The 26,898-nt window shown below is 73.0% G+C and carries 24 protein-coding genes and 3 tRNA genes; 11 read left to right on the forward strand and 16 right to left on the reverse strand.

The window, feature by feature from the left end:
* Positions 1-52 precede the first annotated feature (52 nt).
* The 4 genes from galE to FIC82_RS18565 all read right to left on the reverse strand — a co-directional run bounded on the left by galE (position 53) and on the right by FIC82_RS18565 (position 2,856).
* Positions 53-1,072 (reverse strand): UDP-glucose 4-epimerase GalE, encoded by a 1,020-nt coding sequence (gene galE, locus FIC82_RS18550; protein WP_154799465.1) that lies wholly within the window; start codon positions 1,070-1,072, stop codon positions 53-55.
* Between the two features lie 65 nt (positions 1,073-1,137).
* The gene (locus FIC82_RS18555; protein WP_154799466.1) at positions 1,138-2,061 is read right to left on the reverse strand and encodes a cation diffusion facilitator family transporter; all 924 of its coding nucleotides are present in this window, start codon (positions 2,059-2,061) and stop codon (positions 1,138-1,140) included.
* Between the two features lie 93 nt (positions 2,062-2,154).
* Entirely contained in the window at positions 2,155-2,472 is a 318-nt protein-coding gene (locus FIC82_RS18560; protein WP_168732099.1) for an ArsR/SmtB family transcription factor, read from the reverse strand.
* Between the two features lie 39 nt (positions 2,473-2,511).
* Complete coding sequence (locus FIC82_RS18565) at positions 2,512-2,856, reverse strand: metallopeptidase family protein (RefSeq protein ID WP_154800551.1); 345 nt, start codon at positions 2,854-2,856, stop codon at positions 2,512-2,514.
* A gap of 127 nt (positions 2,857-2,983) precedes the next feature.
* Between FIC82_RS18565 and FIC82_RS18570 the strand changes: the two genes are divergently transcribed.
* The 5 genes from FIC82_RS18570 to FIC82_RS18590 all read left to right on the forward strand — a co-directional run bounded on the left by FIC82_RS18570 (position 2,984) and on the right by FIC82_RS18590 (position 4,303).
* Positions 2,984-3,056: transfer RNA gene (locus FIC82_RS18570), tRNA-Glu, on the forward strand.
* 163 nt (positions 3,057-3,219) lie between these two features.
* A tRNA-Asp gene (locus tag FIC82_RS18575) sits at positions 3,220-3,293 on the forward strand.
* 50 nt (positions 3,294-3,343) lie between these two features.
* Positions 3,344-3,416 (forward strand) — tRNA-Phe (locus FIC82_RS18580).
* A gap of 159 nt (positions 3,417-3,575) precedes the next feature.
* Positions 3,576-3,998: a phage holin family protein gene (locus FIC82_RS18585; RefSeq protein WP_154799467.1), complete on the forward strand. Its 423-nt coding sequence runs from the start codon at positions 3,576-3,578 to the stop codon at positions 3,996-3,998.
* Positions 3,995-4,303, forward strand: coding sequence for a DUF3618 domain-containing protein (locus FIC82_RS18590; protein WP_168732100.1), 309 nt, complete (start codon positions 3,995-3,997; stop codon positions 4,301-4,303). Before FIC82_RS18585 ends, FIC82_RS18590 begins: the two co-directional genes overlap by 4 nt.
* 97 nt (positions 4,304-4,400) lie before the next feature.
* Here FIC82_RS18590 and FIC82_RS18595 read toward each other — a convergent pair whose 3' ends face one another.
* A complete protein-coding gene (locus tag FIC82_RS18595; protein WP_154799468.1) occupies positions 4,401-4,613 on the reverse strand; it encodes a BldC family transcriptional regulator in 213 nt (70 codons plus the stop codon).
* A gap of 396 nt (positions 4,614-5,009) precedes the next feature.
* On the opposite strand from FIC82_RS18595, the gene FIC82_RS18600 reads away from it, so the two are divergent.
* Positions 5,010-5,219, forward strand: coding sequence for a DUF3073 domain-containing protein (locus FIC82_RS18600; protein WP_154799469.1), 210 nt, complete (start codon positions 5,010-5,012; stop codon positions 5,217-5,219).
* A gap of 279 nt (positions 5,220-5,498) precedes the next feature.
* On the opposite strand, the gene purM is transcribed toward FIC82_RS18600, so the two are convergent.
* The 3 genes from purM to FIC82_RS18615 all read right to left on the reverse strand — a co-directional run bounded on the left by purM (position 5,499) and on the right by FIC82_RS18615 (position 9,448).
* Entirely contained in the window at positions 5,499-6,632 is a 1,134-nt protein-coding gene (gene purM / locus FIC82_RS18605) for a phosphoribosylformylglycinamidine cyclo-ligase (protein WP_168732101.1), read from the reverse strand.
* A 61-nt stretch (positions 6,633-6,693) separates the two neighbouring features.
* Positions 6,694-8,241, reverse strand: a complete 1,548-nt coding sequence (purF, locus tag FIC82_RS18610) for an amidophosphoribosyltransferase (protein WP_168732102.1) — start codon at positions 8,239-8,241, stop codon at positions 6,694-6,696.
* Between the two features lie 46 nt (positions 8,242-8,287).
* Positions 8,288-9,448 carry a hypothetical protein gene (locus tag FIC82_RS18615; RefSeq protein ID WP_154799471.1) on the reverse strand — a complete coding sequence of 387 codons (1,161 nt, stop codon included), beginning with the start codon at positions 9,446-9,448 and terminating at the stop codon, positions 8,288-8,290.
* 339 nt (positions 9,449-9,787) lie between these two features.
* Here FIC82_RS18615 and FIC82_RS18620 point away from each other — a divergent pair, with 339 nt between their 5' ends.
* The 5 genes from FIC82_RS18620 to FIC82_RS18640 are packed head-to-tail and all read left to right on the forward strand — an operon-like array spanning position 9,788 to position 14,984.
* A complete protein-coding gene (locus FIC82_RS18620) occupies positions 9,788-10,843 on the forward strand; it encodes a sulfate ABC transporter substrate-binding protein (RefSeq protein ID WP_154799472.1) in 1,056 nt (351 codons plus the stop codon).
* 3 nt (positions 10,844-10,846) lie between these two features.
* Positions 10,847-11,746, forward strand: a complete 900-nt coding sequence (cysT, locus tag FIC82_RS18625) for a sulfate ABC transporter permease subunit CysT (RefSeq protein WP_253691281.1) — start codon at positions 10,847-10,849, stop codon at positions 11,744-11,746.
* Positions 11,739-12,620 carry a sulfate ABC transporter permease gene (locus tag FIC82_RS18630; protein WP_168732103.1) on the forward strand — a complete coding sequence of 294 codons (882 nt, stop codon included), beginning with the start codon at positions 11,739-11,741 and terminating at the stop codon, positions 12,618-12,620. The genes cysT and FIC82_RS18630 overlap by 8 nt, the downstream gene beginning before the upstream one ends.
* On the forward strand, positions 12,617-13,636 hold the full coding sequence (locus tag FIC82_RS18635; protein WP_154799473.1) for a sulfate/molybdate ABC transporter ATP-binding protein: 1,020 nt from the start codon (positions 12,617-12,619) through the stop codon (positions 13,634-13,636). Before FIC82_RS18630 ends, FIC82_RS18635 begins: the two co-directional genes overlap by 4 nt.
* 40 nt (positions 13,637-13,676) lie before the next feature.
* Positions 13,677-14,984: a hypothetical protein gene (locus FIC82_RS18640; protein ID WP_154799474.1), complete on the forward strand. Its 1,308-nt coding sequence runs from the start codon at positions 13,677-13,679 to the stop codon at positions 14,982-14,984.
* 46 nt (positions 14,985-15,030) lie between these two features.
* On the opposite strand, the gene FIC82_RS18645 is transcribed toward FIC82_RS18640, so the two are convergent.
* The 8 genes from FIC82_RS18645 to FIC82_RS18680 all read right to left on the reverse strand — a co-directional run bounded on the left by FIC82_RS18645 (position 15,031) and on the right by FIC82_RS18680 (position 26,887).
* Complete coding sequence (locus tag FIC82_RS18645; protein WP_154799475.1) at positions 15,031-15,426, reverse strand: hypothetical protein; 396 nt, start codon at positions 15,424-15,426, stop codon at positions 15,031-15,033.
* A 153-nt stretch (positions 15,427-15,579) separates the two neighbouring features.
* Positions 15,580-20,385, reverse strand: a complete 4,806-nt coding sequence (locus FIC82_RS18650) for an ExeM/NucH family extracellular endonuclease (RefSeq protein WP_253691282.1) — start codon at positions 20,383-20,385, stop codon at positions 15,580-15,582.
* Positions 20,386-20,686: 301 nt separating this feature from the next.
* Complete coding sequence (locus FIC82_RS18655; protein ID WP_168732104.1) at positions 20,687-21,058, reverse strand: sterol carrier family protein; 372 nt, start codon at positions 21,056-21,058, stop codon at positions 20,687-20,689.
* A gap of 95 nt (positions 21,059-21,153) precedes the next feature.
* Positions 21,154-22,707: an RNB domain-containing ribonuclease gene (locus FIC82_RS18660; protein WP_336240128.1), complete on the reverse strand. Its 1,554-nt coding sequence runs from the start codon at positions 22,705-22,707 to the stop codon at positions 21,154-21,156.
* A 227-nt stretch (positions 22,708-22,934) separates the two neighbouring features.
* A complete protein-coding gene (locus tag FIC82_RS18665) occupies positions 22,935-23,816 on the reverse strand; it encodes an ABC transporter ATP-binding protein (protein WP_154799476.1) in 882 nt (293 codons plus the stop codon).
* Positions 23,813-24,742, reverse strand: coding sequence for an ABC transporter ATP-binding protein (locus tag FIC82_RS18670; protein ID WP_418884364.1), 930 nt, complete (start codon positions 24,740-24,742; stop codon positions 23,813-23,815). Before FIC82_RS18670 ends, FIC82_RS18665 begins: the two co-directional genes overlap by 4 nt.
* Before the next feature lie 5 nt (positions 24,743-24,747).
* Complete coding sequence (locus FIC82_RS18675) at positions 24,748-25,896, reverse strand: ABC transporter permease (protein ID WP_253691283.1); 1,149 nt, start codon at positions 25,894-25,896, stop codon at positions 24,748-24,750.
* On the reverse strand, positions 25,889-26,887 hold the full coding sequence (locus tag FIC82_RS18680; RefSeq protein ID WP_154799478.1) for an ABC transporter permease: 999 nt from the start codon (positions 26,885-26,887) through the stop codon (positions 25,889-25,891). The genes FIC82_RS18675 and FIC82_RS18680 overlap by 8 nt, the downstream gene beginning before the upstream one ends.
* Between the last annotated feature and the right edge of the window lie 11 nt (positions 26,888-26,898).

Here is a 26,898-nt window from a genome sequence, read left to right on the forward strand (position 1 = left end):
CGGACATTGCTCAGCATGCTGAGGGATTAAGGATCGCACGGACGGGCGTCGATCACACCTCGGGTTCGCCCTGCGTGCCACCGACCCCCGCGACCTCGATGCGGCGCGGACCCGACTGCCAGGCCTCCCAGGCCGAGGAGATGATCTCGGGCAAGCCGTTCGTCGCCCGCCAGCCGAAGAGCTCGTTGATGCGGCGCGGGTCACCGACGAGCTGGGGCGGGTCGCCGGCCCGGCGCGGCAGGACCTCCGGCGTCACGTCGAGCCCGCTCACGCGCCCGATCTCGTCGATCACCTCGCGCACCGACGAGCCCTCGCCCGTCCCCACGTTGAACACGTCGAAGGGTCGCTCGTCGACGTCGAGGTATTCGAGCGCGGCGAGGTGCGCGTGCGCGAGGTCGAGCACGTGGATGTAGTCCCGGATGCACGTGCCGTCCGGCGTCGGGTAGTCGTCGCCGAAGATCTTGGGCTGCTCGCCGCGCTCCAGACGGTCGAGCACCATGGGCACGAGGTTGAGCACGGCGGGGTCGCCGAGCTCGGGCCAGCCCGCGCCCGCGACGTTGAAGTAGCGCAGCGCGACGAAGCGCAGCCCCCACGAGCGCCCGGCCGCGCGGCCCAGCCACTCCCCGACGAGCTTGGTCTCGCCGTAGGGGTTGATCGGCTCGGCGTGCAGCTTCTCCTCGACGAGCGACACCGACGGCATGCCGTACGTGGCCGCGGAGGACGAGAACACGAGGCGGTCGACGCCGGCCGCCTGCATCGCGGTGACGAGGTTCGTGAACCCGCCCACGTTCTGCTGGTAGTACCAGGCCGGCTTCTCGACCGACTCCCCGACCTGCTTGCGCGCCGCGAAGTGGATCACCGCGCGCACGTCGTGCTCGGCGAGGGCGCGCGTCAGCACGTCCACGGCGTCCGGGGACGCGACGTCGACCTCGACGAGCGTCGCGTCGCCGACCCGGTCGGCGCGACCCGTGCTGAGGTCGTCGACCACGACCACCTTCTCGCCGCGCTCCTGGAGAAGGCGCACCACGTGCGCGCCGATGTACCCGGCTCCGCCGGTCACGAGGATCGTCATGCCTCCCACCCTAGTGGCGTCGGGCGCCGCCCCCGCCGGGTCGCCGCACCCGGGGATGCCGGTGCTCAGGCGTGGCCGTGCGCCTCGCGGTCGCGCAGCGCGGCGGTCTCGAGCTGGAACGTCGAGTGCTCGACCGAGACAGGGAAGTGGTGCGCGACGCACGTGCGGACGCGCTCCGTGATCTCGAGCGCGTGCCCGTCCCGGAAGCACGCGTCGTCGACGACGACGTGCGCCGAGATGGTCGGCAGGCCCGTCGCGACGGTCGAGGCGTGGAGGTCGTGCACGTCCTCGACGTGGTCGAGCGAGAGGATGTGCGCCCGGACGTCGTCGAGGTCCAGGCCCTCCGGCGTGAACTCCATGAGGACCGCGGTCGCCTCCCGCAGCAGGCGGAAGGCCCGGGGCACGATGAGCACCGCGATGAACAGGCCGGCGAGGGCGTCGGCCTGCTGGTACCCGGTCGTCGCGATGACGACGGCGGCCACGATCACCCCGACCGACCCCAGCGCGTCGTTGACCACCTCGAGGAACGCCGCGCGCAGGTTGAGGTTCGCGCGACGCCCGGACGCGAGGACGGCGATCGCGACGACGTTGCCGACGAGGCCGACGACCCCGAAGACGAGCAGCTCCGCCGAGGGGACGTCCGGCGGGGAGAACAGGCGCCGGACGCCCTCGACGACGGCGTAGGCGCCGACCGCGAGGAGGAGCGCCGCCTGCGCGAGGGCCGCGAGCACCTCGACGCGGCGGAACCCCCATGTGCGGCGCTTCGTCGCCGGCCGGAGCGCGAGCGACGCGGCGACGAGCGCCACCGCGAGCCCCGTCGCGTCGGTGAGCATGTGCGCGGTGTCCGTGAGGAGCGCGAGGCTCCCCGTGAGGACGGCGCCGACCGCCTGCGCGACGAGGATCGTCGCGGTGATCCCGAACGCCACCGCGAGCCGCGCGCGATGGTCGGGCACGGCACCCCCCGCGCCGTGGTCGTGACCCGCTCCCATGTGCCCTCCGTTTTCATCGTTGAATACCGATGATATCGGTGAACAGCGATGAATGCCAGGCGCACTGCGCCTCGGAGACGCGACGCGCAGGGGTCAGGGAGCCAGCGCGACGTGCTCGGCGTCGGCCAGCAGGTGCGCGACCTCGGGCCGCACGAGCCGGTACCAGGAGGAGCGCCCCTCGCGCCGGACTGCCACGACGCCCACCTCGCGCAGCGTCGTCAGGTGCGCCGAGACCGTCGACTGGGCGAGTCCCAGCTCGCGCGTGAGGTCGACGACGCGCTGCTCCGCGCCGGCGAGCAGGTGCACGATCGCGAGCCGGCTCGGCTCCGCGAGCGCGTGGAGCAGGCGCGCGACGGCCTCGTGGTCGTGCGCACCGTCGTGCCAGGGGCCGCTCGCGGCGCTCGTCGTCACCTGCCGATCGTAGCGAGGCTCGACCGCGCGCCGCGGGCGTCAGCCCCAGCCGAGCTCGTGCAAGCGGTCGTCGTCGATGCCGAAGTGGTGCGCGATCTCGTGGACGACCGTGATCGCGACCTCCTCGACCACGTCCTCGCGCGTCTCGCAGATCGCGAGCGTGGGGTTGCGGAAGATCGTGATGCGGTCGGGCAGCGCCCCCGCAGCCCACATGTGGTCGCGCTCGGTGAGCGGCACGCCCTCGTAGAGGCCGAGAAGTTCCGGGTCGCCGTCGGGGGCGTCGTCCTCGACCAGCACCACGACGTTGTCCATCTGCGCCGCGAGGTCCGGCGGGACCAGGTCCAGCCCGTCGCGCACGGCGTCCTCGAACTCGGCCCGCGTCATCTCCACCACGCGACCATCCTCCCCCGGTCGCGGAGCAGGTCGCGCCCCGCGTCGCCGGGCGAGGAGACGGCGGCGCGCTCGCGGGGAGCGCGCGGTCACCTCGCTGTACACTGGCCGACGTTCCTGAGCCCCCATCGTCTAGCGGCCTAGGACCCCGCCCTTTCACGGCGGTAGCACGGGTTCGAATCCCGTTGGGGGTACGCGAGATCGCGTCGGCACCGGTGGCCACCAGCGGATTTACGGATCGGCTCATCGGTACGGTACGATCCTCTCGGTTCGAATGCGGGCCACCACACCACCAGGTCCACTGGTGAAAACCACCGGTTCGCCTGGTGCTAAGGTGTGTCTCGCGAAGAACAGCAAGGCCCTGTAGCGCAGTTGGTTAGCGCGCCGCCCTGTCACGGCGGAGGTCGCGGGTTCAAGTCCCGTCAGGGTCGCGTGAGGCGAAGAGCCCGGTCGGCATCGGCCGGCCGGGCTCTTCCCCCATGGCTCTGTAGCTCAGTTGGTAGAGCGTTCGACTGAAAATCGAAAGGTCACCGGATCGACGCCGGTCGGAGCCACCGAAGAGACCCCCGCCCGGGATCCGGGCGGGGGTCTTCTGCGTCCCGGCCACTGGTCGCGACCGCCCCTCCCCCGCCACCCGGCACGAGCACGCGGGGAGTTGCGCGCCGACCCGGGTGCCGGTTGAGTGGTGGGGTCACCTGCGGAAAGGCGGAGAGATGAGCGACTGGATCGACGGGCGCATCCCACCCGAGGAGCAGAAGCCGACGGTCGGGCAGCTCGTGGAGCGGCTTTCCGAGCAGGCGACCCGCCTCGTCCGCTCCGAGATCGCCCTCGCGAAGACCGAGCTCACGACCAAGGCCAAGCACGCCGGCGTCGGCATCGGGCTGCTCGTCGTCGGCGGCGTGCTGGTCCTGTACGGCCTCGGCTTCCTCTTCCACTCGGCGATGGAGGGTCTTGCGACCGTCATGCCGCCGTGGCTCGCCGCGCTGATCGTCGGCCTCGTCCTCGTCCTCGTCGCCGGTACGCTCGCGTTCGTCGGCGTCAAGCAGCTTCAGCGCGGCGTCCCGCCGACCCCGACCGGTGCGGTCGACAGCATCAAGGAAGACGTGGCCACCATCAAGGAAGGACTGCGCCCGTGAGCGGAACCGACGAGGCCTCGAAGCCCGCACTGTCCCAGTCCCAGATCGAGGACGAGATCGCGCGCACGCGCGCGGAGCTCGCGGGGACCATCGACGAGCTGACGACCCGCCTCGACCCGCGCGTCCAGGCGAAGGCTGCGGCCCAGCAGGCGAAGCAGGCGGCGTCGGACACCGGAGCGTTCCTCACGGGCGGGGGCCTGCCGGAGGAGGACCCGGACCGGTCGCGCAACGTCAAGCTGCTGCTGGGTGCCGCGGTGGCCGGCGTCGCGCTCGTCACGGCGGCGATCCTGCGCCGACGCTCGTAGTCTCCGACGAGCGCGCGCCCCGGATCATGTCGGGGCGGTTCTCCTGACCTGCCGATCAGACGCGCCGGCCGTGCCGGCGGCAGGGCGCGCGGTCGGCTCAGGCCTTGTCCGTTCCCTCCGCGGGCTCGCTCGCGGCGCCGAGCAGTGCCCGGACCTCGGACTCGCGGTAGCGGCGGTGACCCCCGAGCGTACGGATCGACGAGAGCTTGCCCGCCTTCGCCCAGCGGGTGACCGTCTTGGGGTCGACGCGGAACAGGCTGGCGACCTCGGCGGGCGTGAGCAGAACCTCGGACTCTCCGTGCATGGACATCACGACACCTCCTCCTGGTACGCGCTGGTCCGGCAGATACCCCGGATCACGACGACAGCACGACGCCAGTACCCTCCATTGTCGCAGCATGCGGATTTCGGGCGACTTGACGGACGGGTGAATTAGGCGCTCTATGGTCGGAACGGCCGGATAGGCGCTCGTGCGGCATACGGCACCTGCGGTCACGACCCGCGCGACGCTCGCGGCGCCACCGACCGACCTCTGCTCGTGGAGACTGTGTGACGGTAGGCACGTCCCCGGCCCGTCGCGGTCTTCTGAGTGGATGGAATAGGCCCGGAGCATGTACCGTTGGACCCTGAACAGACGAAACTACACCCCGGGGCCGCACGTCTGAGCACGTTGCCGCCCCGCTTCTACGTTGAGGGGGTCGGAGCCATGGGCCGCGGCCGTCAGAAGGCAAAGCAGACCAAGGTCGCTCGCGCGCTGAAGTACTACAGCCCCGAGACGAACTACAGTGCGCTCGAGCAGGAGCTCACCGGTCACAGCCACACGGATGTCGTGACGGACTCGCGCTTCGGCGCCGAGTCGGCGGACGACCTCGAGCGCTACGACCAGCGCTACAACGACTGGTCCGACGACCGCTGACGGTCGTCGGCCTCCTTCGTTCCTCCGCGATCTGCCGCGGAAGCTTCTCGACCTCGACTGCGCCGTCGCCTGCCCTCGGTAGGCGGCGGCGCGGTCGTCGTTCGTGCGCACGCAGCGCCCAGCACCTCCACGCCGCACCACGTCACGCCCAGACCTCTCCGCGCTGCGTGGTCGCACCTTCCTGGGCAGGCACCACGGCACCCTGACGCGTCGTCGCACCTGCGTGCGGGAGCGCCCTCCTCGAGCGGTCCGGCGCGTGCCGGACCGCCCGGGGGGAGGTCAGGCGCGGTAGTCGCCGACGAGGCGCACGGCGCCCGCCTGGACGCCCTTGGTGCCCGCGACCAGGTCGCCGTCCGCGACGTCGCGGGCCGCGGACGGGTCGAAGGCCTCGACCGAGCCGAGCGTCCACGCGGGGACGCCGAGCGCGGCACAGCGCGCGAGCGCGGCGTCGACGCCGTCCGCGCCGACCACCGCGACCATGCCGACGCCGAGGTTGAGCGTGTTCTCGAGGTCTCCGCGCGGCACGCCGCCCAGCTCGCGCACGAGGCGGAAGACCGGCGGGACGTCCCAGCTCGCGCGGTCGACGACGCCGACGAGCCCCGCGGGCAGGACGCGCGCGAGGTTCGCGGCGAGCCCGCCGCCCGTGACGTGCGTGAACGCGTGGACCTGCGCGGCGTCGTCGGCGGCGAGAGCCAGGCAGTCGCTCGCGTACACGCGCGTGGGCTCCAGGAGCTCCTCGCCGACCGTGCGGCCGAGCTCGTCGACGTGCCGCTCGAGGCCCCAGCCGGCGTGCTTGAGGACGGCGCGCACGAGCGAGTAGCCGTTCGAGTGCAGGCCGGACGACGCCATGGCGACGAGCACGTCGCCCTCGCGCACGCGGTCGGGACCGAGCAGCCGGTCCGCCTCGACGACGCCCGTCGCAGCACCGGCGACGTCGTACTCGTCCGCGCCGAGCAGACCCGGGTGCTCGGCCGTCTCGCCGCCGACGAGCGCCGTGCCCGCGACCTCGCAGGCTGCCGCGATGCCGCGGACGATGCCCGCGATGCGCTCCGGCACGACCTTGCCGCACGCGATGTAGTCCGTCATGAACAGCGGCTTGGCGCCGACCACGACGATGTCGTCCACGACCATGCCGACGAGGTCGAACCCGATCGTGTCGTGCACGTCGAGCGCCTGGGCGATCGCGACCTTGGTGCCCACGCCGTCGGTCGACGTCGCGAGCAGCGGCCGGCGGTACGTCGCGACCTCGGAGAAGTCGTAGAGACCGGCGAACCCGCCGACGCCGCCGAGGACCTGCGGGCCGTGGGTGCGGCGCACGGCGTCCTTCATGAGCTCGACGGCCTTGTCACCGGCCTCGGTGTCGACGCCCGCGGCGGCGTAGGTGAGGCCCGTCCGGGGCGAGTCGGCAGTCACGGTGTCGGCTCCAAGTGGTCGTGCGGCGCGCGCGCCGGGAGGGGATGCGAGCGGTTCGTGGTCAGGGGTGCTGGAGGGCGGTGGCCGCGCCCGCGGTCACCGAGAGGCTGCGCAGCCCGTCCTCGGGTGCGCCGAGCGGCAGCTCGGCCTGCTCGAGGAGGTGCTTGCCGAGCTGGTCGTCCGGCGGCAGCTCGATGGGGTACTTCCCGGTGAAGCAGGCCGTGCAGAGCTGCGACGACGGCTGCTCGGTCGCCGCGATCATGCCCTCGGTCGAGATGTAGCCCAGGCTGTCGGCGCCGAGCGACTGCCCGATCTCGTCGGGCGAGAGGCCGTTGGCGATGAGCTCGGCGCGGGAGGCGAAGTCGATGCCGTAGAAGCACGGCCACTTCACGGGCGGCGAGCTGATGCGCACGTGCACCTCGGCCGCCCCGGCCTCGCGGAGCATGCGGATGAGCGCGCGCTGCGTGTTGCCGCGCACGATCGAGTCGTCGACGACGACGAGGCGCTTGCCGCGGATGACGTCACGCAGGGGGTTGAGCTTGAGCCGGATGCCGAGCTGGCGCAGCGTGTCCGACGGCTGGATGAACGTGCGCCCGACGTAGGCGTTCTTGGTCAGGCCCTGGCCGAACGGGATGCCCGACTCGGCGGCGTAGCCCACGGCCGCGGGCGTGCCGGACTCGGGGACGGGGATGACGAGGTCGGCGTCGACGGCGTGCTCGCGCGCGAGCTGGCGGCCCATCTCGACACGGGCGGCGTGCACGGAGCGGCCGTTGATCGAGGTGTCGGGGCGCGCGAGGTAGACGTACTCGAAGACGCAGCCCGCGCGCTCGGCGGGCGCGAAGCGCTGGGAGCGCAGGCCGTCCGCGTCGATCGCGATGAGCTCGCCCGGCTCGACCTCGCGGACGAACGACGCACCGACGATGTCGAGCGCCGGCGTCTCGCTCGCGACGACCCAGCCCCGCTCGAGGCGGCCGAGCACGAGCGGGCGCACGCCCTGCGGGTCGCGCGCGGCGTAGAGGGTGCGCTCGTCCATGAAGACGAGCGAGAACGCGCCGCGCAGGCGCGGGAGCACCTCGAGCGCCGTGGCCTCGAGCGTGTGGTCCGCGTCGCCCGCCAGGAGCGCGGTGACGAGCGCCGTGTCCGTGGTGTTGCCGCGCGCGAGCTCGCCGCGGCGCTGGCTGCCGTAGCGCTCCGCGACGAGGTTGACGAGCTCCGCGGAGTTGGTGAGGTTGCCGTTGTGCCCGAGCGCGACGGTCCCGGACGCGGTGGCGCCGAGCGTCGGCTGGGCGTTCTCCCACGTCACGCCGCCCGTGGTCGAGTACCGGCAGTGCCCGACGGCGATGTGCCCCGTCAGGGCGTTGAGCGCCGTCTCGTCGAACACCTGGGAGACGAGTCCCATGTCCTTGTAGACCAGGATCTGCTCACCGTTGCTGGTGGCGATGCCGGCCGACTCCTGGCCTCGGTGCTGCAACGCGTACAGCCCGAAGTAGGCGAGCTTGGCGACCTCCTCGCCGGGCGCCCAGACACCGAAGACGCCACAGGCGTCCTGGGGGCCTTTCTCGCCGGGCATGAGGTCGTGGTTGAGAAGTCCATCTCCGCGGGGGGCCACGTACCTCAGTGTCCCACAGCGGGCGAGTCCCGACCGAAGCGCGAGGTCAGACGAGATCCGCACGGCGGCGCGCCGCGAGGCGGCGCAGCACGAGGAGCGCGGCGCCTGCGCCGACGAGAGCGACCGCGGCCGTGCCGGTCCGGGCGTCGACGCCGGTCGCGGCCAGGGCGGTAGGTGCCTCGGCATCGACCGTCCGCACGGACGTCGCGTCCCCGGGCGCCAGGGCAACCGGGGACGCAACGGGTGCCGGGGAAGGCGTGGCACCCTGGTCACCCGGTAGCGCGCCGGGCGGGACGGGCGTCGCCCCACCCGACACGACCCGATCCAGGTAGACCCAGTCCACGGGCTCGGCACGGCCGTCGACGACCTGCCGCACGAAGAGGACGTACTGGTTCGGCTGCGCGTCGGGGTGCTCGGGATGAGGTCCGCCGGGGACGAACCGGAAGGCGAACCCTCCGGCGTCGTCGACGATCACCTCGTGGTGCATGGTCGACAGGTCGATCCCCGTGTACGCGACGTCGACCAGCACCGTCGCCCCCGGCACGAAGCCCGAGCCCGAGAGGAGGAACCCTTCCTCGCGGTCGTCGTCCGTGAACGTGGCACGGTCCACCTCCACGACGGGGGCGACGAGCGTGAGGGTGTACCACCCCACGCTCGCGTAGCGGTCCGGCGCGAGACGCTCCTCGACCCACACGCGGTAGCTGCCGGGACCCGTCGTGGAGCCTTCGTCGCCCGACCGTCCCGGGACGAGGTGGAACTCGACGCCCCCGTCGTCGCCGACGGGAACGGCCTCGTAGAGGTCTGCCCCGCCTTCGCCACCGGCCGGTACCCAGAACACGACGTCCGCACCGGGCGTGAACCCTGTGCCGGTGAAGACGAAACCGTCGGCACGGTCGCGGTCCGTGAACGTCGTCCTGTCCACGTCGAGCACGCGTTCCGTCGACGGGTCGAGCACGACCGGCTCCGGCGGCGCGCCCTCTACGAGGGACGCCGGACCGAGGCCTGCGCTCGGCGAAGACACTGCCGGCTCCCCCGTCCCGCCCGGCGGGGCGTCGTCCGCGGGGGTCGGCGCGACGTTGGCCGGCGCGGCCGCCACCGCGGACCCGGACTCCTCCGCCATCGCCGGGAGCGCGGCCGGCCCGGCCACGAGCAGCACCGCCAGAAGCCCGATCGTCCCGCTGCTTGCGCGTGCCGTGCGCTGGATCACGTGTCGTCCCCTTCGGCGTGGTGCGGCGCCTCGACGCGTGCGGCGCGGCGACAAGGTAGCAGTTCCGCGGATCCCTTGACCACGGCCTCGTGCGGGCGAACGGTGCGTGCGGCACCGGCCCGCCGCCCGACCCTCCGCCATGCCCGCCGTCACGCGATCGACCATTCACGGTGCCGTTACGTCGTCCCATCTGTCGGTCAGGGGTTTCGCTGCGTGGGAACGCCACGCTTGAATCTCGACTTACCCGACCGCGGCAGTCAAGTATCGGCCTCGCTGCGTCGGTCGCTCAGCCCGACCACCCGCTCCCGGCCTCCCGGGACCCCGACGAAGGACGACACCATGCGACGCCTCCGGACGACGATCACCCTCGCGGCTGCCACGGCAGCCACCGCTCTGGTCCTCACCGCCTGCGCGCCGACCGCCGTCGACGGCTCCGGCGGGGGCGACGCCTCGGGAGACTCCACCGCCGAGCCCACCACGCTCTCCCTCGTCGGCTTCGCCGTGCCCAAGGCGGGCAACGACGCCGCGCAGGAGCTGTGGGGCGAGACGGAGGACGGCCAGGGCGTCACGTGGGAGACGTCGTACGGCGCCTCCGGCGACCAGAGCCGCGCCGTCGCCGACGGCCTGGAGGCCGACTACGTGCACTTCTCGCTCGAGGGCGACGTCACGCGCCTCGTCGACGCGGGCCTCGTCGCCGAGGACTGGAACGCGGGCGACAACAAGGGCATCGTCAGCCAGTCCGTCGTCGTGCTCGTCGTGCGCGAGGGCAACCCGAAGAACATCCAGAGCTGGGAGGACATCGTCCAGCCCGGCGTCGAGATCGTCACCCCGAACCCCGGCTCGTCGGGCTCGGCCCGCTGGAACATCCTCGCCGGGTGGGGCAGCGTCATCGCGAACGGAGGCTCGGAGGAGGACGCGACCGAGTACCTGCGGAAGTTCTTCACCAACGCCGTCGCGCTCCCGGGCAGCGGCCGCGACGCCACCACGGCGTTCACGTCCGGCACGGGCGACGTCCTGCTGTCCTACGAGAACGAGGCGATCCTCGCACGCCAGAACGGCGAGACCTTCGACTACGTGGTCCCCGACCAGACCCTCCTCATCGAGAACCCGGCCGCGGTGACGGTCGACGCCGACCCGAAGGCGCAGAGCTACCTCGACTTCGTCCTGACGCCCGAGGGCCAGGAGGCGTTCGCGCACGTGGGCTTCCGCCCCCTGACCGGGGACGACGTCGACTTCGACGTCGAGGGCGCCAACGACCCGAGCGACCCGTTCCCGGCCGTCCCGACGCTCCTCACCATCGCCGACGACTTCGGCGGCTGGTCGGCCACGAACGACAAGTTCTTCGGCGACGAGGGCCTCGTGACCAAGATCCAGGCCGAGACCGGGAAGCAGTGACCCGTGCCCTCGACCCTCGCTGAACGACCGGGCCGGGCGGCGCGCGAGCGCCGCCCGGCTCCGGCCGCGTCCCGACCGCGCCGGGTCCGCCGGGCGCGTCGGACGCCCAACGGCCCCTACCGCCTGACCGCGACCTCGGGCCTCGGTCTCGGGGTGGCGCTCGTGTGGTTCTCCGCGCTCGCGCTCGTCCCCCTCGTCGCGGTGCTCGTCGAGACGTCCGCCGGCGGCTGGCCGGCGTTCGTCTCCGCGGTCACGCAGCCGCAGACCGCCGCGGCGCTGACCCTCACGGTCACGCAGGCGCTCGCCGTGACGGCCGTCAACGTCGTCATGGGGACGCTGATCGCCTGGGTCCTCGTGCGCGACCGGTTCCCCGGCAAGCGGCTCCTCGAGGTCCTCATCGACATCCCGTTCGCGCTCCCGACGATCGTCGCCGGACTCGTGCTGCTCGCGCTGTACGGGCCGTCGGGACCGCTCGGGATCGACGTCGCGAACACGCGCGCCGCCGTCTTCCTCGCCTTCCTCTTCGTCACGCTGCCCTTCGTGGTGCGCAGCGTGCAGCCCGTGCTCGCCGAGCTCGACCGCGACGTCGAGGAGGCCGCGGCGTCGCTCGGTGCGACCCGGTCCACGACCTTCCGCCGCGTCGTCCTGCCCGCGCTCGCGCCCGCGATCACCGCGGGCGCGGCCCTGTCTTTCGCCCGCGCGATCAGCGAGTACGGCGCGCTCGTCCTGCTCTCCGGCAACCTGCCGATGCGCACCGAGGTCGGCTCCGTCCGCATCCTCAGCTATCTGGAGAACGGCCAGCCCGAGCAGGCGGCGGCCGTCGCGTCGGTGCTCCTGCTCGTGTCGCTCCTCGTCATCGCAGCGATCCAGCTCCTCCAGCGAAGGGTGGCCCGCCGTGGATAGCTCCCCCTGGGTGCGGCGCACGCTGCGCACCGTCGTGGTCGTCTACCTCGTGCTGCTCGTCGGGTGGCCGGTCTCGCTCGTCGCGAGGAACGCGTTCGCCGACGGCCTCGAGACGTTCCAGCGCGCGCTCGCCGACCCGTCCGTCGTCTTCGCCCTCCAGCTCACCGCCGCCGTCGCGGTGCAGGTCGTGCTCATCAACACGATCTTCGGCGTCGGGATCTCGATGCTCATCGTGCGGTACGACTTCCCGGGCAAGGCCCTCCTCAACGCCCTGCTCGACCTCCCGCTGTCGGTCTCGCCCATCGTCGTCGGGCTCTCGCTCGTGCTCGTGTACGGCAAGAACGGCTGGTTCGGCGGGTCGCTGGAGGACGCCGGTCTTCAGGTGATCTTCGCGCCCCCGGGCATCGTGCTGGCGACGGCGTTCGTGTGCCTCCCGCTCGTCATCCGCGAGGTCGTGCCCGTCCTCACCGAGATCGGCACCGACGAGGAGCTCGCCGCGACGAGCCTCGGCGCGAGCCGGTTGCAGACCTTCCGGCGCATCACGCTGCCCGCGATCCGGTGGGCGGTGGTCTACGGGGTCGTGCTCACGCTCGCCCGTGCGCTCGGCGAGTTCGGTGCCGTCAAGGTCGTGTCCGGCAACTTCGAGGGCCGCACCCAGACGTCCACGCTCCTCGTCGAGCAGCGCTACCAGGACTTCGAGCAGGGCACGGCCTACGCGGTCGCGTTCCTCCTCGCGTCCGTCTCGGTCGCGTGCATCGTCGCCGTCACGTTCCTGCGTTCCGACGACGCGTCGGCCAGCACGTCCTCCGCCCGCCGCCCCGCCCGCCCCGCCCGTGCCCGTCGCACGGGCGCCCCCACGAAGGCCGACGCATGAGCATCGAGATCCGCAACGTCCGCAAGACCTTCGGCGACTTCGTCGCGCTCGACGACGTCTCCGTGTCCGTCCCCACCGGTCGCCTCACCGCGCTGCTCGGCCCGAGCGGCGGGGGCAAGTCGACGCTCCTGCGCGTCGTCGCGGGGCTGGAGGTCCCCGACTCCGGGGAGATCGAGATCGAGGGCCGCGACGCCACGAACCTGCCGGCCCGACGCCGCAACGTGGGGTTCGTCTTCCAGCACTACGCGGCGTTCAAGCACCTGAGCGTCGCGCGGAACGTCGCGTTCGGGCTTGAGATCCGGCGCACCCCGAAGCCCGAGATCGCCGAGCGCGTCGACGAGCTGCTGCGCCTCGTGCACCTCGAGAGCTTCGCGCACCGGCTGCCGTCGCAGCTCTCCGGCGGGCAGCGTCAGCGCATGGCGCTCGCCCGCGCGCTCGCGATCCGGCCGAGCGTCCTGCTGCTCGACGAGCCGTTCGGCGCGCTCGACGCCAAGGTCCGCAAGGAGCTGCGCGACTGGCTGCGCCGCCTGCACGACGAGATCCCGGTGACCACGGTGTTCGTCACGCACGACCAGGAGGAGGCGCTGGAGGTCGCGGACGAGATCGTCGTCGTCAACGAAGGACGGATCGAGCAGGTCGGCACGCCCGACGACCTCTACGACCGCCCGGCGAACGACTTCGTCATGGGCTTCCTCGGCCCGGTCACGCGGCTCGGCGGCGTCCTCGTGCGCCCCCACGACATCCACGTCGAGATGCTGCCCGACGGCGTCCCGAGCGGAGCTGCTTCGGCGCGCCCGGGCGAGCCCGTGGTGGGGGTCGTGGCCCGCACGACGCGGGTGGGCTTCGAGGTGCGCGCGGAGGTGAGGGCGGGCGACGAGGTGGTGTCCGTCGTCGTGACCCGTGCGGAGGCCCGCGCGCTCGGGCTGGCCCCCGGGGTCGCGGTACGCCTCTCCCCGGCCGAGGGGGCGTCGACCTCCGCCGCGCCCGAGCCGGTCACCGCCACGGCAGCCGTCTGACCGCGTCACCCTGTGTGGCCCGCTCGCCTATCCTTCCCGCGTGGCTCGCTCCCCCGTCGACCGTCCGGCCCGCGACCCCGGCCGCCCGCGGCACCGCCGCGAGCGGGACGCCTACCGGTTCGCCGAGGTCGTCCCGGACGCGCGGCTGGCGCTGCTCGACGGTCTCGCCACCGCGAGCGGGGCGCTCCTCGTCGGCACGGTCCTCGGGTTCCTCTGCCTCCTCGGGATCACGCTGATGGGCGGCGAGCTCGTGCCCGGCGCCGGGTACGAGGCGGAGGAGGTCCTGCGCTCGACGATCGGCCGGTGGGTCCTGGTCCTGGCGGTGGTCGTGCTGCTCTTCGTGCCGACCCGTGCCGCGGCGACGCTCGGCACCGCGCGGGTGCTGCTGCAGGAGGGACGCCCGGCCACCGACGTGCCCCCGCGCTCGGTACGGCGGCGTGTGGCCGGGTCGAACCCTCCGGGGGCGCTGGCCGGGCTCGCCTGGACGGTCCTCGCCCTCGCGCTCCTCGCCGGCGGCCTCGTCGCCCCCTTCGCCATGGACCACGACGACCCGGCACGGACGCCGACGATCGCCGTCGCCGCCGTCGCCGCGGCCGGGGCAGGGGCCGTGCTGCTCGCCGTCCCGGGGCTGCGCGCCGGGTGGGCCGCCGCGCAGGAGACCGTGCGCACGACCTGGGGTCCGAACGAGGTGCGCTTCGCCGAGTCCGCCGAGCGACGACGCCGGGCGGCGCTCGGCCCGCAGGACGCGTCGACCGACGGGCGCCGCCGCGCGGCGCGGAACAGCCGTGCGGCGGCCGTCCTCGGCGGGACCGGGCTGGTCGGTTTCGTGCTGTTCATGGTGGGCGCCACGATGCGCCACCCCCGCCGGCACGGCCCCGACGAGCACTACGGGCCGGTGGGCGAGACGGCGATCGACGTCCTCGTCGGCGTCGGCGGCGCGCTCGTGGGCGCCGCGCTGCTCCTCGGCGCGCTGTGGCTCGTGGCGCCGGGCGCCCGGGAGAACCGCAGACGCCGCGAGGCGCTGACCGCGCTGCGCTCGACCGGTCCGTCCGCCCCGCCCTGCGACGACGTCCTCGCAGAGCTCCTCGCGCCCTGGACGGGGCCCACGGTGCTCGCGCTCGTCTGGCTCGTCGGCGTCGGGCTGACGATGCCGTCGGTCCTCGCGGCCGTGGCGGGCAGCGGCCTGGCGACCGTGGTCGACGGCGTCCCGTGGCCGGCGGTCTCCGTGGCTCTGGCCGCGTCGGCCCTCGGTGCGACGGCGCTCGTCGTCCGGTCCGGGCCGCGGGCCGCGGCCCGGCGCGTCGCGGTCCGCGCACGGTGGCACCCGGGCGACGACGACGCGAGCTGACGACCCACCCCGGACCGGTCGGTCCCGGGGCCGGGAACCGCGAGGGTCAGCGCCGCCCGCGCACGCTCCGCCGGTCCGCGAGGACCGCCCACAGGCCTGCGACGCCCGCGCCGAGCGCCGCGAACGTGACGACGATGACCGTGAAGTAGACACCGGGCTTGAAGACCGGCACCGACACCGGCGACTGGAGCCACGCCCCGCCGACGCCGAGCCCGAGCACCGTCCCGAGCACGACCCCGACGGCGAGGAAGCGCCCGTAGCGCGGTGCACGGCGCACGGTCGTGGGGTCGACGACGTCCTCGACCTCGACCTCGTCGGTCGCCTCGTCGGTCGCCTCGTCGGCCGCCCCGGGCGCGACCGCCGCGGGGGCCGCCACCGCCTCGGGGGCGTCGGACGTGTCGGGGGCTGCGCCGTCGGGCACGGGGGACTGCTCGGAGCTCACGAGCACGACCCTACCCGCGGTTCCTGGGAGGTCTGCACGTCTCACGGCTGCTCTCGCGCGGGCCCGTGCGCACGACGCGGACGCACCGCGGCCCGGGTCCGTCGGACGGAACCCGGGCCGCAGCGTCACCTCCTCGTGATCAGCGCGCGGGCGTCACCCGCACGAGAACGCGTCGAACGCGACGGGGTACTCCCGCACGCCCGTGCCGTCGGCGAACGACCCGGTGACGGTCACCGAGCCGGCCGGGACGGACGTGGCGCGGACCGCGAACGACTGGTACGCGGCAGCCCCCGGGGCGACGCCCGTGAACGTGCGCGACCCGTACGGCGTGCTGAGCACGACGTCCACCGGGACGTCGTCGCCGTTGACGGCCTTCACCGCCACGTAGACCTTCCCGGCCATGCAGCGCGGGCTCACGACGACGTCCGTGAGCACGGCACCCGTCGGCTCGCCGGCCTCGACCGTGACCGGGATCCGGGCGGTCGTGCCGCTCGGGGAGGCCACGACCCACAGGTCGTACTCGCCCGCCGCAGCGTCGGCCGGGACGGTCGCCGACAGCGTCGCCGCCCCGCCGGTCACCGTGGCGGTGCCCGCCGGGGTGCCCGGGTTCGCCGGGTCGAACGTGGCGTCCGCGGCGACGAGGTAGCCGTCCACGGAGGTGTTCGCCGGCGAGCCGAGCGACGTGAGGTTCAGGCCCGAGAGCCCCACGCTCACGTCGGCACCCGCGGCCACGGGGCCGGGGAGCTCGTCGACCACGACGCGCGAGCGGTCGAACGACGGCGACACCGGCGAGCTCGCCTGGAGGTAGGCGATCCACGCGTCCCGGTCGACCAGACCGGAGTCGCGCGGGTCGGTGCCGTCCGTGAACACCCGGAAGTTGTCGCCACCGGTCGCGAGGAAGGAGAACGTCGCCACGCGGTACTCGCCCGCGAGGTCGATCGGCTCTCCGTCGATCGTCACCGACGAGACGTTGCTCCCCGGGGTCGCGTTCGGGTCCGCCGTGGACGCTGTCCAGGAGACGTTGTCCGAGAGACCCAGTGCGAGGTACGGACGCGACGGGCGCGTACCGTCCGCGAGGGTCTGCCACTGCTGCTCGAGCATCTCGACGACCTGCTCGCCCGTGAGGGTCACGGTCCACAGGTTGTTGACGAACGGGAGGACCGCGTTCGCCTCGGCGAACGTGATGACACCGTCGCCGTTGTGGAACAGCTCGTTGCGCAGGCCGCCCGGGTTGACGACGCCGATGTCCGCGCCGCCGCGCGCCGGGTCGGCGAGCGTCGCGAGGAGGGAGTCGGCGACGAGGTTCCCGAGCGTCGACTCCGACATGCGGTCGTCACGACCCGAGCTCGGCGACGGGCCGGGGCCCACGTATGTGCCACCGGGGCCGGTGTACGCGCCACCGGTGTACGCCGTCGTCACGTCCGCCGTGACCTCGCCCACCGGCTGCGAGCCGATGACCTCTGCCTCGGCCAGCGCCGGGTCCAGGACGTCCTTGACGGCCTGGACGCGCGGGTACGTCGTGACGAGCTGCTCCCACGGGGTGGTCGTGCGTCGCACGTTGACCGCGGCGTGGTCGACGACCTCGTTCGTGGCCGTGTCGACGGTCAGCGTGATGCGCCCGACGAACTCGCCGTAGCTGCCCGTCTGGACGATCGGGCGCGTCGCGCCCTCGACGCCCGGGACGGGGGCCTCCCACGCGTACTGCTTGTGGGTGTGGCCCGTGAAGAACGCCGCGACGCGCGGGTCCGTCCCGGTCACGAGCTCCGCGAAGGCGCCGCCCGCGGCGACCTCCTCCTCGAGCGTCGACCCGTCCGGCGTCCCCGCGCTGGCGCCCTCGTGCACGAGCGCGACCACGACGTCGGCCTCGCCGTTGGCGGGGTCGCCGTCCTGGAGCTGCGCGGTCACACGGTTCAGGGCCTCGACCGGGTCCCCGAAGTCGAGCGACGCGATCCCCGCGGGCGTGACGAGCGTCGGCGTCTCCTCGGTGACGACACCGACGAAGCCGACGTCCACGCCGTCGATCTCGACCACGTCGTACTCCGGCAGCGCCGGGGTGGTCGTGCCCTTCTCGTAGACGTTCGCACCGAGGTACGACCAGTCGGCCTCGTCGGTCACGCGACCCGTGAGGTCCGCGAAGCCCTGGTCGAACTCGTGGTTGCCCACCGCGGACGTGGCGAGGTCGAGCGCGTTCAGCACGTCGATGGTCGGCTGGTCCTGCTGCAGCGCCGAGGCGAACAGCGACGCGCCGATGTTGTCACCGGCCGACACGAAGGCCGTGCCGTCGGGGTTCTGCGCGCGCAGCTCCTCGACCGTCCCGGCGAACGACAGCGTGTTGTTCGTGACGACCCCCGTGGTCGAGTTCGTCGAGTACGGCTCGATCCGCCCGTGGAAGTCGTTGATCGCGAGCAGGTCGATCGTCGTCGTGCCCGGCCCGACGTCGCCGCCGAGGTCGAGGCCGACGAGGACCGGGTCGTGGTCGGAGGACCGGAACGGCGTCGTGTCGTAGAGGATCGACGCGTTGTAGTTGTACCGGCTGTACTCGTTGGCGATCGGCTCGACGGAGTTGATGTTCCACACGTCGGTGCCCGTCACGGCCTCGACCGCACCGGGCGAGGCGAAGACGTGGTCGAGCGAGCCGACGTAGCCGTCGAACAGGTAGGTCTGCTCGCCCGTGGTCTTCCCCAGGTCGGCGTAGCCGGCGTCCTTGAGGACCTCCAGCGGGTCCTCCTGGGAGTACGAGTTGAAGTCGCCCGCGAGCAGGACCTTGTCCGTGCCCGCGTCCGCGGCGACGTCCTCCGCGAACCCGACGAGCGCCGTCGCCTGCGCGACGCGCGACGCGTTGAACGCACCCTGGCCGTCACCCGAGTCCTCGTCGCCGTCGAGCACGGGCGTACCCGAGCCCTTCGACTTGAGGTGGTTCGCCACGACGAGCACGTCGTCGCTCCCGGCGTCCTCGCCCTCGGAGACCCCGCCGACGGGCTGGAATACCTGCGCGAGCGGCTCGCGCGCGTTGACGAACGCCGCGTCGTCGAGCAGGATCTGCGACCCGCCGACCGGCTCGGCCGCGTCGACCTGGTAGATGTACGCGAGGCGGATGACGTCCTCGTCGGCCGGCACGCCGGCCGGTGACGGGACGAACGCCCACTCGTCGGCACCGGCGGCCGTGTTGAGCGCGTCCACCAGGTCGGAGAGCGCCTGGTCACGGTCCTTGCCGAACGCCGCCGAGTTCTCGATCTCCATGAGCGCGACGACGTCCGCGTCGAGGGCGTCGATCGCCGCGACGATCTTCGTCTCCTGGCGGTCGAGGTTCTCCGCGTTCGCGGCGCCGCGTGCGTCGCAGCCCGTGCGGACCGTGATCGGGTTGCCCGCGCGGTCCGTGTAGAACTGGCAGCCGGCGACCTGGTCGCCGGTCGTCGTGAAGTAGTTCAGCACGTTGAACGTCGCGACCGACAGGTTCCCGCCCACCTCGACGGGAGCGTCCTCACGCGTGTCCACGAACGTCGCGGGCTGCACCGACGTGGCGTTGCCGCCGTCACCCGCGACGAGCTGGGTGAGCGGCTGGAACGTCCACGCGTCGAACCGGTAGTCGAGGACGACCGGCGTCGTGAAGTCGACGCCCGCGCCGACGCGCGCCGGAGCGCCGCCCGTGAGGTACGGGAGCGGGATGCCCTTGTTCGCGGCGTTGTTGAAGTTCGTCGTCGCGCCGTCGTCGAGGACGACGCCGCGCGCCGCCCGGTCCGCCACCGCGGCCTGCGCCTCGGCAGACCCGGGGCGACCCGCCGACGTCGGCTGGAGGAACGGCTCCGTCCCGGCGGCGAGGAGGAACGACCCGTAGTAGTTCGTGTCGTAGTTGTCCGCGACGACGTAGTCACCCGCCGGCGCCACGAGCATCCCCTCGAGCACCTCGCGCTCGGCGTCGGTCGCCGGGAACGCGACGTTCGCCGGCTTGACCTCCTCGGCCGCCTCGTCGAGGACCGTCACACCGCCCGCGCCGGGGGTGATCTGCGTGAGCGTGAAGTACTCCGACACCGCGCCCGTGACCTCGACGTGGTCGCCCGCCTGGACGGCGGCGGCCCCGGCCTTCGAGTAGACGAAGATCGCGTCCGACGCCGTGTGCGACGCGTCCAGGTCGCCGCCCGTCCCCTCCGTCTGGAGGTAGAAGCCGTCGTATCCGCCCGTCGGGTAGGTCGCCGTGACGACGCCGCGCGTCGTCACGCTCTGCCCGACGAGGGGGCTCGCCGCGCCGGTGCCCTGGATCTCCGCGATCGGGACGACCTCGCCGGGCTCGGGGTCCGGCCCGCCGCCGTCGCCGCTGTTCTGCGGGGTGACGGTGCTGGAGAGCGAGAAGTCCGCGCTGTTGTCGTCCGTGTCCGCGAAGCCGGTCCGGTTGATCGACGCCGGCACGTTGTTGGCCGACGGCGCCGGGCTCACCGCGGTCTCGAAGGTGTTCGAGGTGCCGTACCCGACGAGGTCCACGACGTTCGTGGCGCCCGCGGCGTTCCCGGCGGGCAGCGTCACCGCCGACGTGGAGCGGACGAGAGCGAGCGTGCCCGTCGTGCCCGACGGGTTGAGGCCACCGGTGGCGTCCGGCGTCGGCAGCGCCGCGCCGTTCGACCCGTTGGAGCCGCCCTGCACGAGGAAGTAGCCGCCGGGCGCGACGCTGCCGGTCAGCGGCGTCACCCCGGTGAAGGCGCCCGTGCCCGTCGCCGAGCGGTACTGCAGCGACATGCCGGACAGGTCGATCGCCGCCTGCGTCGGGTTGTAGAGCTCGACGAACTTGTGGGTGTAGGGGGCGTTCGCGCTGCCCCCGCTCAGGTAGGCCTCGTTGATGACGAGGCCCGAACCGTCGGGCGCGGCGCTGGCGGCGGTGGCCGCCGCGACGGAGAAGGGCGCGGCGAGCGCCACGGTCAACGTGCTCGCCACCACCCTCCGTCGCCGCAGGTGCTGGTGGTCGGTCACGCTGACTCCTTCATCTCGTGCGGACGGCCGGGCAGCAGCTCGCGCACGTCCATCGCTCGAGGACGAGCCTCGGACGGGTCGACGCCCTGCCTCCGCAGGTCATCGCACACGGTCCCGATGAACGGACGGTTGCTGCCACGTCACCGCCGCGAGAACGTCGTCGCACGTCGTCGTGCTGGGAGCGCCCCCGCGGTCGGCGGCCGGTCATCACCGGACGCTAGCCCTCCGCGCCGAGGTCCGCCAGACCTGGGGCCGAGAACGTTACGCACCGGTAACACCCGCCCCGTCGGGCAGGGAGGGATCAGCGGGAGCGTGCGGCCTGGAGCGGCAGCAGCCACGAGATGTCGGCCCGCTCGCCCGACGCTCGGACGCGACCGTCCGCGACGGCGTCCCGCCACGCGACCTCGCCGGTCACCAGCCCGAGCCACGTCTGCGGGTCGGTCTCGACGACGTTGGGCGGCGTCCCCCGGGTGTGCCGCGGGCCCTCGACCGCCTGGACCGCGCCCGCAGGCGGGACCCGCACCTCGACGGTGTGCCCCGGCGCGACGTCGGCGAGCTCCTCGAGCGTGAAGCGGACCGCCGTGGTCACGGCCTTCCGGTCGGCCGGGTCGGCGCGCCACGCCGCCAGGGCGAGTCGGCCGGCGGCAGGGTCGGTACGTCGTCGAGCAGGCACGACAGCCAGGCTAGACGAGCCGGACCCGAGGTCGGCGGTCGCCGCCGAGGTCGGCGGTCGTGGCTGCCGATCTCGGCACGACCTGCCGACCTCGCTCAACCGACGGTGAAGCGGACGCGGCGCGCGGTCACCGACGCCTCGCGCAGCGTGACCCGGACGGGGTCGCCGAGGGGCAGGTCCGTCCCCTCGACCGGGGCGCGCACCGCCGGGTCGGCGAGGACGACCTGCCCGCGCCGGGTGCCCGTCCCGCCACCGCCCTCGCGATCGAGACGCCGGGTGCGCTCCCGGTCGTCCTCGACGTCGACCACGACGCCGTCGAACTCCTGCCCCTCGCGCCCGGCGAGCAGCGCGGCCTCGACGACGTCGACGATCGCGCGCTCGTACGACCCGGCACGCTGACCGGTGCGCGCCATCGTGCGGGGCAGGCCGGGCAGGGCGTCGAGCACCCACCGCGGGACCTCCTCGTCCGCGCACAGCGCGAGGCACACCTCGGTCCCGTAGCGGTCGACGAGGCGACGCAGCGGGGCGGTGACGTGCGAGTACTCGGCGCCGATCGCGGCGTGCGCCGCGTCGTCGGGCACACCGGGCTCCTGGCCCGTCCCGCCGAACGCCTCGTACGACGCGCCCCGGAACAGCGACGTCGCCTCGTTGAGGAACGCCGCGTGCCGCGGGACGCGCGAGTCGAGCGTCGGGACGAGCTCGGCGTACGGCGTCTCGCGCGGCCAGTCGATCCCGAGCGCGTGCGCCGTGCGGCGCAGCCGGGAGAGGTCGCGGGGGTCGGCGGCGGGCAGCGCCCGGAAGACGCCCACCCCGCCGGCGCGCATGAGGCGCGCCGCCGCGATGCCCGTGAGCAGGGAGATCTGCGCGTTCCACGCCTCCGCGGGCAGGGTGGACCGGAACTCCAGGCCGAACGTGCCGTCGTCGTGCGGGACGATCTCCTGCTCCGGCACCTCGAGCGACACCCCTCCCCGGTCCCGCTCGCGCGCGAGCCGCAGCTCGCCGACCTCGCGGAGCAGCAGCAGCGCCCCTGCGTCGGGGTCGGGGGCGTCGATCCGTGCCTGGGCCTCGTCGTAGGTCAGACGCCGGGTCGAGCGCACGACGGCGCGGCGCACCGTCGCGTCGAGGATCTCGCCGCGAGCGTCGAGCACGATGCGCCACGCCGCCGCCGGGCGGTCCTCGTCCGGCAGGAGGCTCGCGGCTCCCTCCGAGAGCACGGCCGGGTGCAGCGGGGTGCGGGCGTCGGGGGCGTAGAGCGTGGTGCCGCGCTCGTGCACCTCCGCGTCGATCGCGCCGCCCGGCTCGACGAACGCCCCCACGTCCGCGATGGCGTAGTGCACGACGAACGCGGCTCCTGCGGGGTCCGCCGACGACGCCCCTGCCCGCTCCAGGTGGAGCGCCTGGTCGAGGTCCATCGACCCCGGCGGGTCGATCGTGACGAACGGGACGTCGCGCAGGTCGGTGCGACCGTCCCCGACGACCGCACGGTCGACCCGGACGACCGCCTCCGCCTCGGCGAGGACGGCGTCGGGGAACGACCCGGGCACCTCCATCTCCCGGCGCAGGGCGGCGAGCGCGTCGGCCACCTCGGCGACGGGGCGGGGGTCGGGATCCGGCGCGGGACGCGCGAGGCGCAGCTGACGGGCGGGCACGAACCGACCCTACCCATCCCCCGGCCGGGCCGTCGCCACGGACCCGCCCCGGCGCGGCTCGCCGACGAGCGCACCCGACGGCGCGCTCGCGGACCGGCCGGCAGAGGGTCGCGCGGGCCAGGGCGTCCGACAGACCTGGCCCGCGCGTGCGTGCACGCCACCACCGACGCGCACACCGTGAGGCGGCACCCGCCGCCCGGATCGAGCGGTCGGCGGGTGCGCCCGTCTCACATGCCCCGCGTACCGAACCGGTCGCGGTCGGCGTCGCCCGCACCGGCGGCAGCGGCGGCGAGCTCGGCACGGACCTGCTCGCGCAGGCGGCCGTGGTTCTGCGGCTCGGGCGCGGCGCCGAGCAGCAGCTTCGTGTAGTCGTGCTGCGGGTCGAGGATCACCTGGTCCGACGGACCGCGCTCGACGACGTTCCCGCGGAACATCACGAGGATCTCGTCGCTGAAGTGCCGCGCGGTCGCCAGGTCGTGCGTGATGTAGAGGACCCCGAGGTTCTCCTCGCGCTGCAACCGGGCCAGGAGGTTCAGCACCCCGAGCCGGATCGAGACGTCGAGCATCGAGACCGGCTCGTCGGCCACGAGGAACCGCGCCCCCGGCGCGAGCGCCCGGGCGATCGCGACACGCTGCCGCTGGCCGCCCGACATCTCGTGCGGCTGCTTCGCCGCGAACACCGGCGCGGGCGTGAGGTTCACCCGTTCGAGCAGCTCGTGGACGCGCGCGTCGAGGGCCTCCCGGCCGCGGGCCACCTTGTGCAGGCGCAGCGGCCGCTCCAGGTGGTGGCCGACCGTGTGGAACGGGTTGAGCGACGCGAACGGGTCCTGGAACACCATCTGCACGTCGTGCCGATAGGCGTCGAGGCCCCGACCGCGCGTGGCGGACGGCTTCCCGTCGAGGAGGATCTCGCCCGACGTCGGCCGCTCGAGCTGGGCGATCATGCGCGCGACCGTCGACTTGCCCGACCCGGACTCGCCGACGACCGCGATCGTCTTGCCCGGCTCGAGCGTGAACGACACGTCGTTCACCGCGCGCAGCCGCGTCCGACGCAGGCCCTTGCGGATCGCGAAGTCCTTGACCAGGTTCCGGACCTCGAGGGTGCTCATGCGTGCGGTCCTTCCTGGTGCTCGCCGGTTCCCTCGCCCGTGCGGACGAACGAGCCGCGGTCGCCCGTGAGGCTCGGGAACGAGCCGAGCAGGCGACGCGTGTAGGGGTGCTGCGCGGACTGGAAGATCGACTCCGCGGTGTCGAGCTCGACGATCTCGCCACGCAGCATCACGGCGATGCGGTCGCTGATCTCGAGCAGCAGCGGGAGGTCGTGCGTGATGAACACGACCGCGAACTCCAGCTGCTCGCGCAGGCGCATGATCTCGCGCAGGATGCCGCGCTGGACGACGACGTCGAGCGCCGTCGTCGGCTCGTCCATGATCATGACCTGCGGGTTCAGCGCGAGGGCCATCGCGATCATGACGCGCTGGCGCATGCCGCCCGAGAGCTCGTGCGCGTAGCTGTCGAGGCGGACGGGGTCGACACCGACGAGCTCCAGCAGCTCCGCGGACCGCACCGCGCGCTGCGCGCGAGACATACCCGGGCGATGGGTCTTGAGGACGTCGCCGATCTGGTCGCGCACGCTGATGACCGGGTTGAGCGAGTTCATCGCCCCCTGGAACACCATCGACACCTTGTCCCACCGGAACGCGCGCAGTGCGTCGCCGGAGAGGGCGACGACGTCGATGTCCTCGCCGCCCTGGTCGTGGAACGTCACGGCCCCGCTCGTCAGGAGCGCCGGCGGCTTGAGGAGCCGGTTGAGGCCGTACGCGAGCGTCGTCTTGCCGCAGCCGGACTCACCGGCGAGGCCGAGGATCTCGCCGCGGTGCAGGGTGAGCGAGACGTCCTTGACGGCGTGGACGACGGGCTCGACCTCGTAGTCGATCGAGACGCCCCGGGCCGTGAGCACGGGCTCCTTGCCCACCAGGTACGCGCCGTGGGCGTCGCTCGTCAGCGGACCGGTGGTCGCGTCCGGTGCGGTGATGGCGGTCATGCGCGCACCGTCTCCTTCTCGTCGTCGGAACCCGCCTGCGTCGTCGCGTCCGCGACCTCGTCCGGCGCCTGGGGGGCCTCCGGGTCGGCGTCCACGCCGAGACCTGCCTTGCGCGCCCGACGCACGCTCTTGACGGCGGCGGGCGCCAGGCGCAGCCGCGGGTTGATGATCTCGTCGAGGCTGAAGTTGATGAGCGCCAGACCGCAGCCGAACAGGGCGATGAGCAGGCCCGGCGGGACGAACCACCACCACATGCCGAGGCTCAGCGCGTTGTTGGCGCTCGCCTGGTTGAGGATCGTGCCCCACGTGATCGACCCCGAGGGCCCGAGCCCGAGGAACGAGAGCCCCGCCTCCGCGAGGATCGCGAGCAGCACCGCCCCGAGGAACTGGGCGGTGAGCAGCGGGAGCAGGTTCGGGAAGATCTCGACGAGGATGATCCGCGGCGTCTTCTCCCCCGCGACGCGGGCCGCGGAGACGTAGTCCCGCGAGCGCAGCGACTTGGCCTGCATGCGGAGCACGATCGCCGCACCCGGCCAGGCCGTCAGGCCCAGGATCACGGCGACGATGAGGAGCGACCGCGTCTGCAGGTATGCCGAGATGACGATGATGAGCGGCAGGCCCGGGATGACGAGCATGACGTTCGTGATCAGGGAGAGCGCCTCGTCGGTGAACCCGCCGCGGTACCCCGCGACGATGCCGAAGACGATCGACAGCACGAGCGCGATCGAGCCCGCGATGAGGCCGACCATGAGCGAGCCCTGCCCGCCGTACGCCACCTGGGCGAAGATGTCGTTCCCGATGTGGTTGGTGCCGAGCAGGTGCTCGGCACTCGGCGGGAGGAACCGCTCGTTCGCCGTCGAGCGCGGGTCCTGCGTGAAGAACGGTGCCACGAACGTGAACAGCAGGATGCCGGCCACGAGGACGATCCCCGCGGTGAGCTTGCCGGACCGTCGCGGGAGCATCGCCCGCAGGCCGCGGCGCGGCGGCGCGCTCGGCACGGCCTGCTCCTCGGGGATGTCGCGGACGTCCGGGACGATCCCCTCGGTCGTGCTCGCCGGTGCGAGGCCGTCGACGACGACGGTGGCAGCGGGCGCCGCGTCGGCGGCGGGGGTCACGATCTCCGTGTCGCGGGTGTTGTCAGACATTGGCGCGCGCCCTCGGGTCGATGAAGCCGTAGATGATGTCCATGAGGAAGTTCGCGGCGAGCACGGCGAGCGTGATCACGAGGAACGTGCCCTGCATGAGCGCGAAGTCGCTCGCCTGGACGGCGTTGAACAGCAGCTTGCCCAGACCCGGGTAGCTGAAGACCTGCTCCATGACCACCGAACCGGCCACGACGAACCCGAGCGCGACGCCGAACCCGGCGAAGGAGGGGAGCGCGGCGTTGCGCGTCGCGTAGGTGAGGGCGACGCGCATGCGCCGCAGGCCCTTCGCCTCGGCCGTCGTGACGTAGTCCTCCGAGAGCGTGGACACCATCATGTTGCGCATCCCGAGCAGCCAGCCGCCCACGGACGAGAGCACGATCGTCAGCGCGGGCAGGAACCCGTGGTAGATCACGCTGCCGACGAACGCCCACGACCACTCCGGGCCGTTGTCGAAGCCGAAGATGTCGTAGCTGCCGATCCGCGGGAACCACCCGGTCGTCACCGAGAAGACCGAGACGAGGATCAGGGCGAGCCAGAAGTAGGGCACCGCCTGGAGGAGCGTCGACGCGGGGATGATGCTGTCCACCCACGTGCCGCGCTTCCAGCCGGCCCACGCCCCCAGCCCGACACCCAGGACGAACGAGATGATCGTCGCAAGTCCCACGAGCCCGACCGTCCAGGGGAGGGCCTGGCCGATCAGCTCGGTGACGGGCTGGGGGTAGTAGGTGATGGAGATCCCGAGATCTCCCTGGAACAGGCGCCCCCAGTAGGCCACGTACTGGTCCCACAGGGAGGCGTCGTCGTCCGCGCCGAAGAGGAGGTCGATGCTGTTCTGCATCTGGGGCGTCAGCTCGCCGCCCCTGCGCATCAGCTTGTCGATGAAGATCTGCCGGGGGTCGCCCGGCATGAGCTTCGGGATGAGGAAGTTCAGCGAGACCGCTGCCCAGAGGGTGATCACGTAGAACGTGATCCGCCGGACGTAGTACCTCATGTTGCGTGCCT

Origin of the sequence: Cellulosimicrobium protaetiae, from assembly GCF_009708005.2 — a bacterium.
GTDB lineage: Bacteria > Actinomycetota > Actinomycetes > Actinomycetales > Cellulomonadaceae > Cellulosimicrobium > Cellulosimicrobium protaetiae.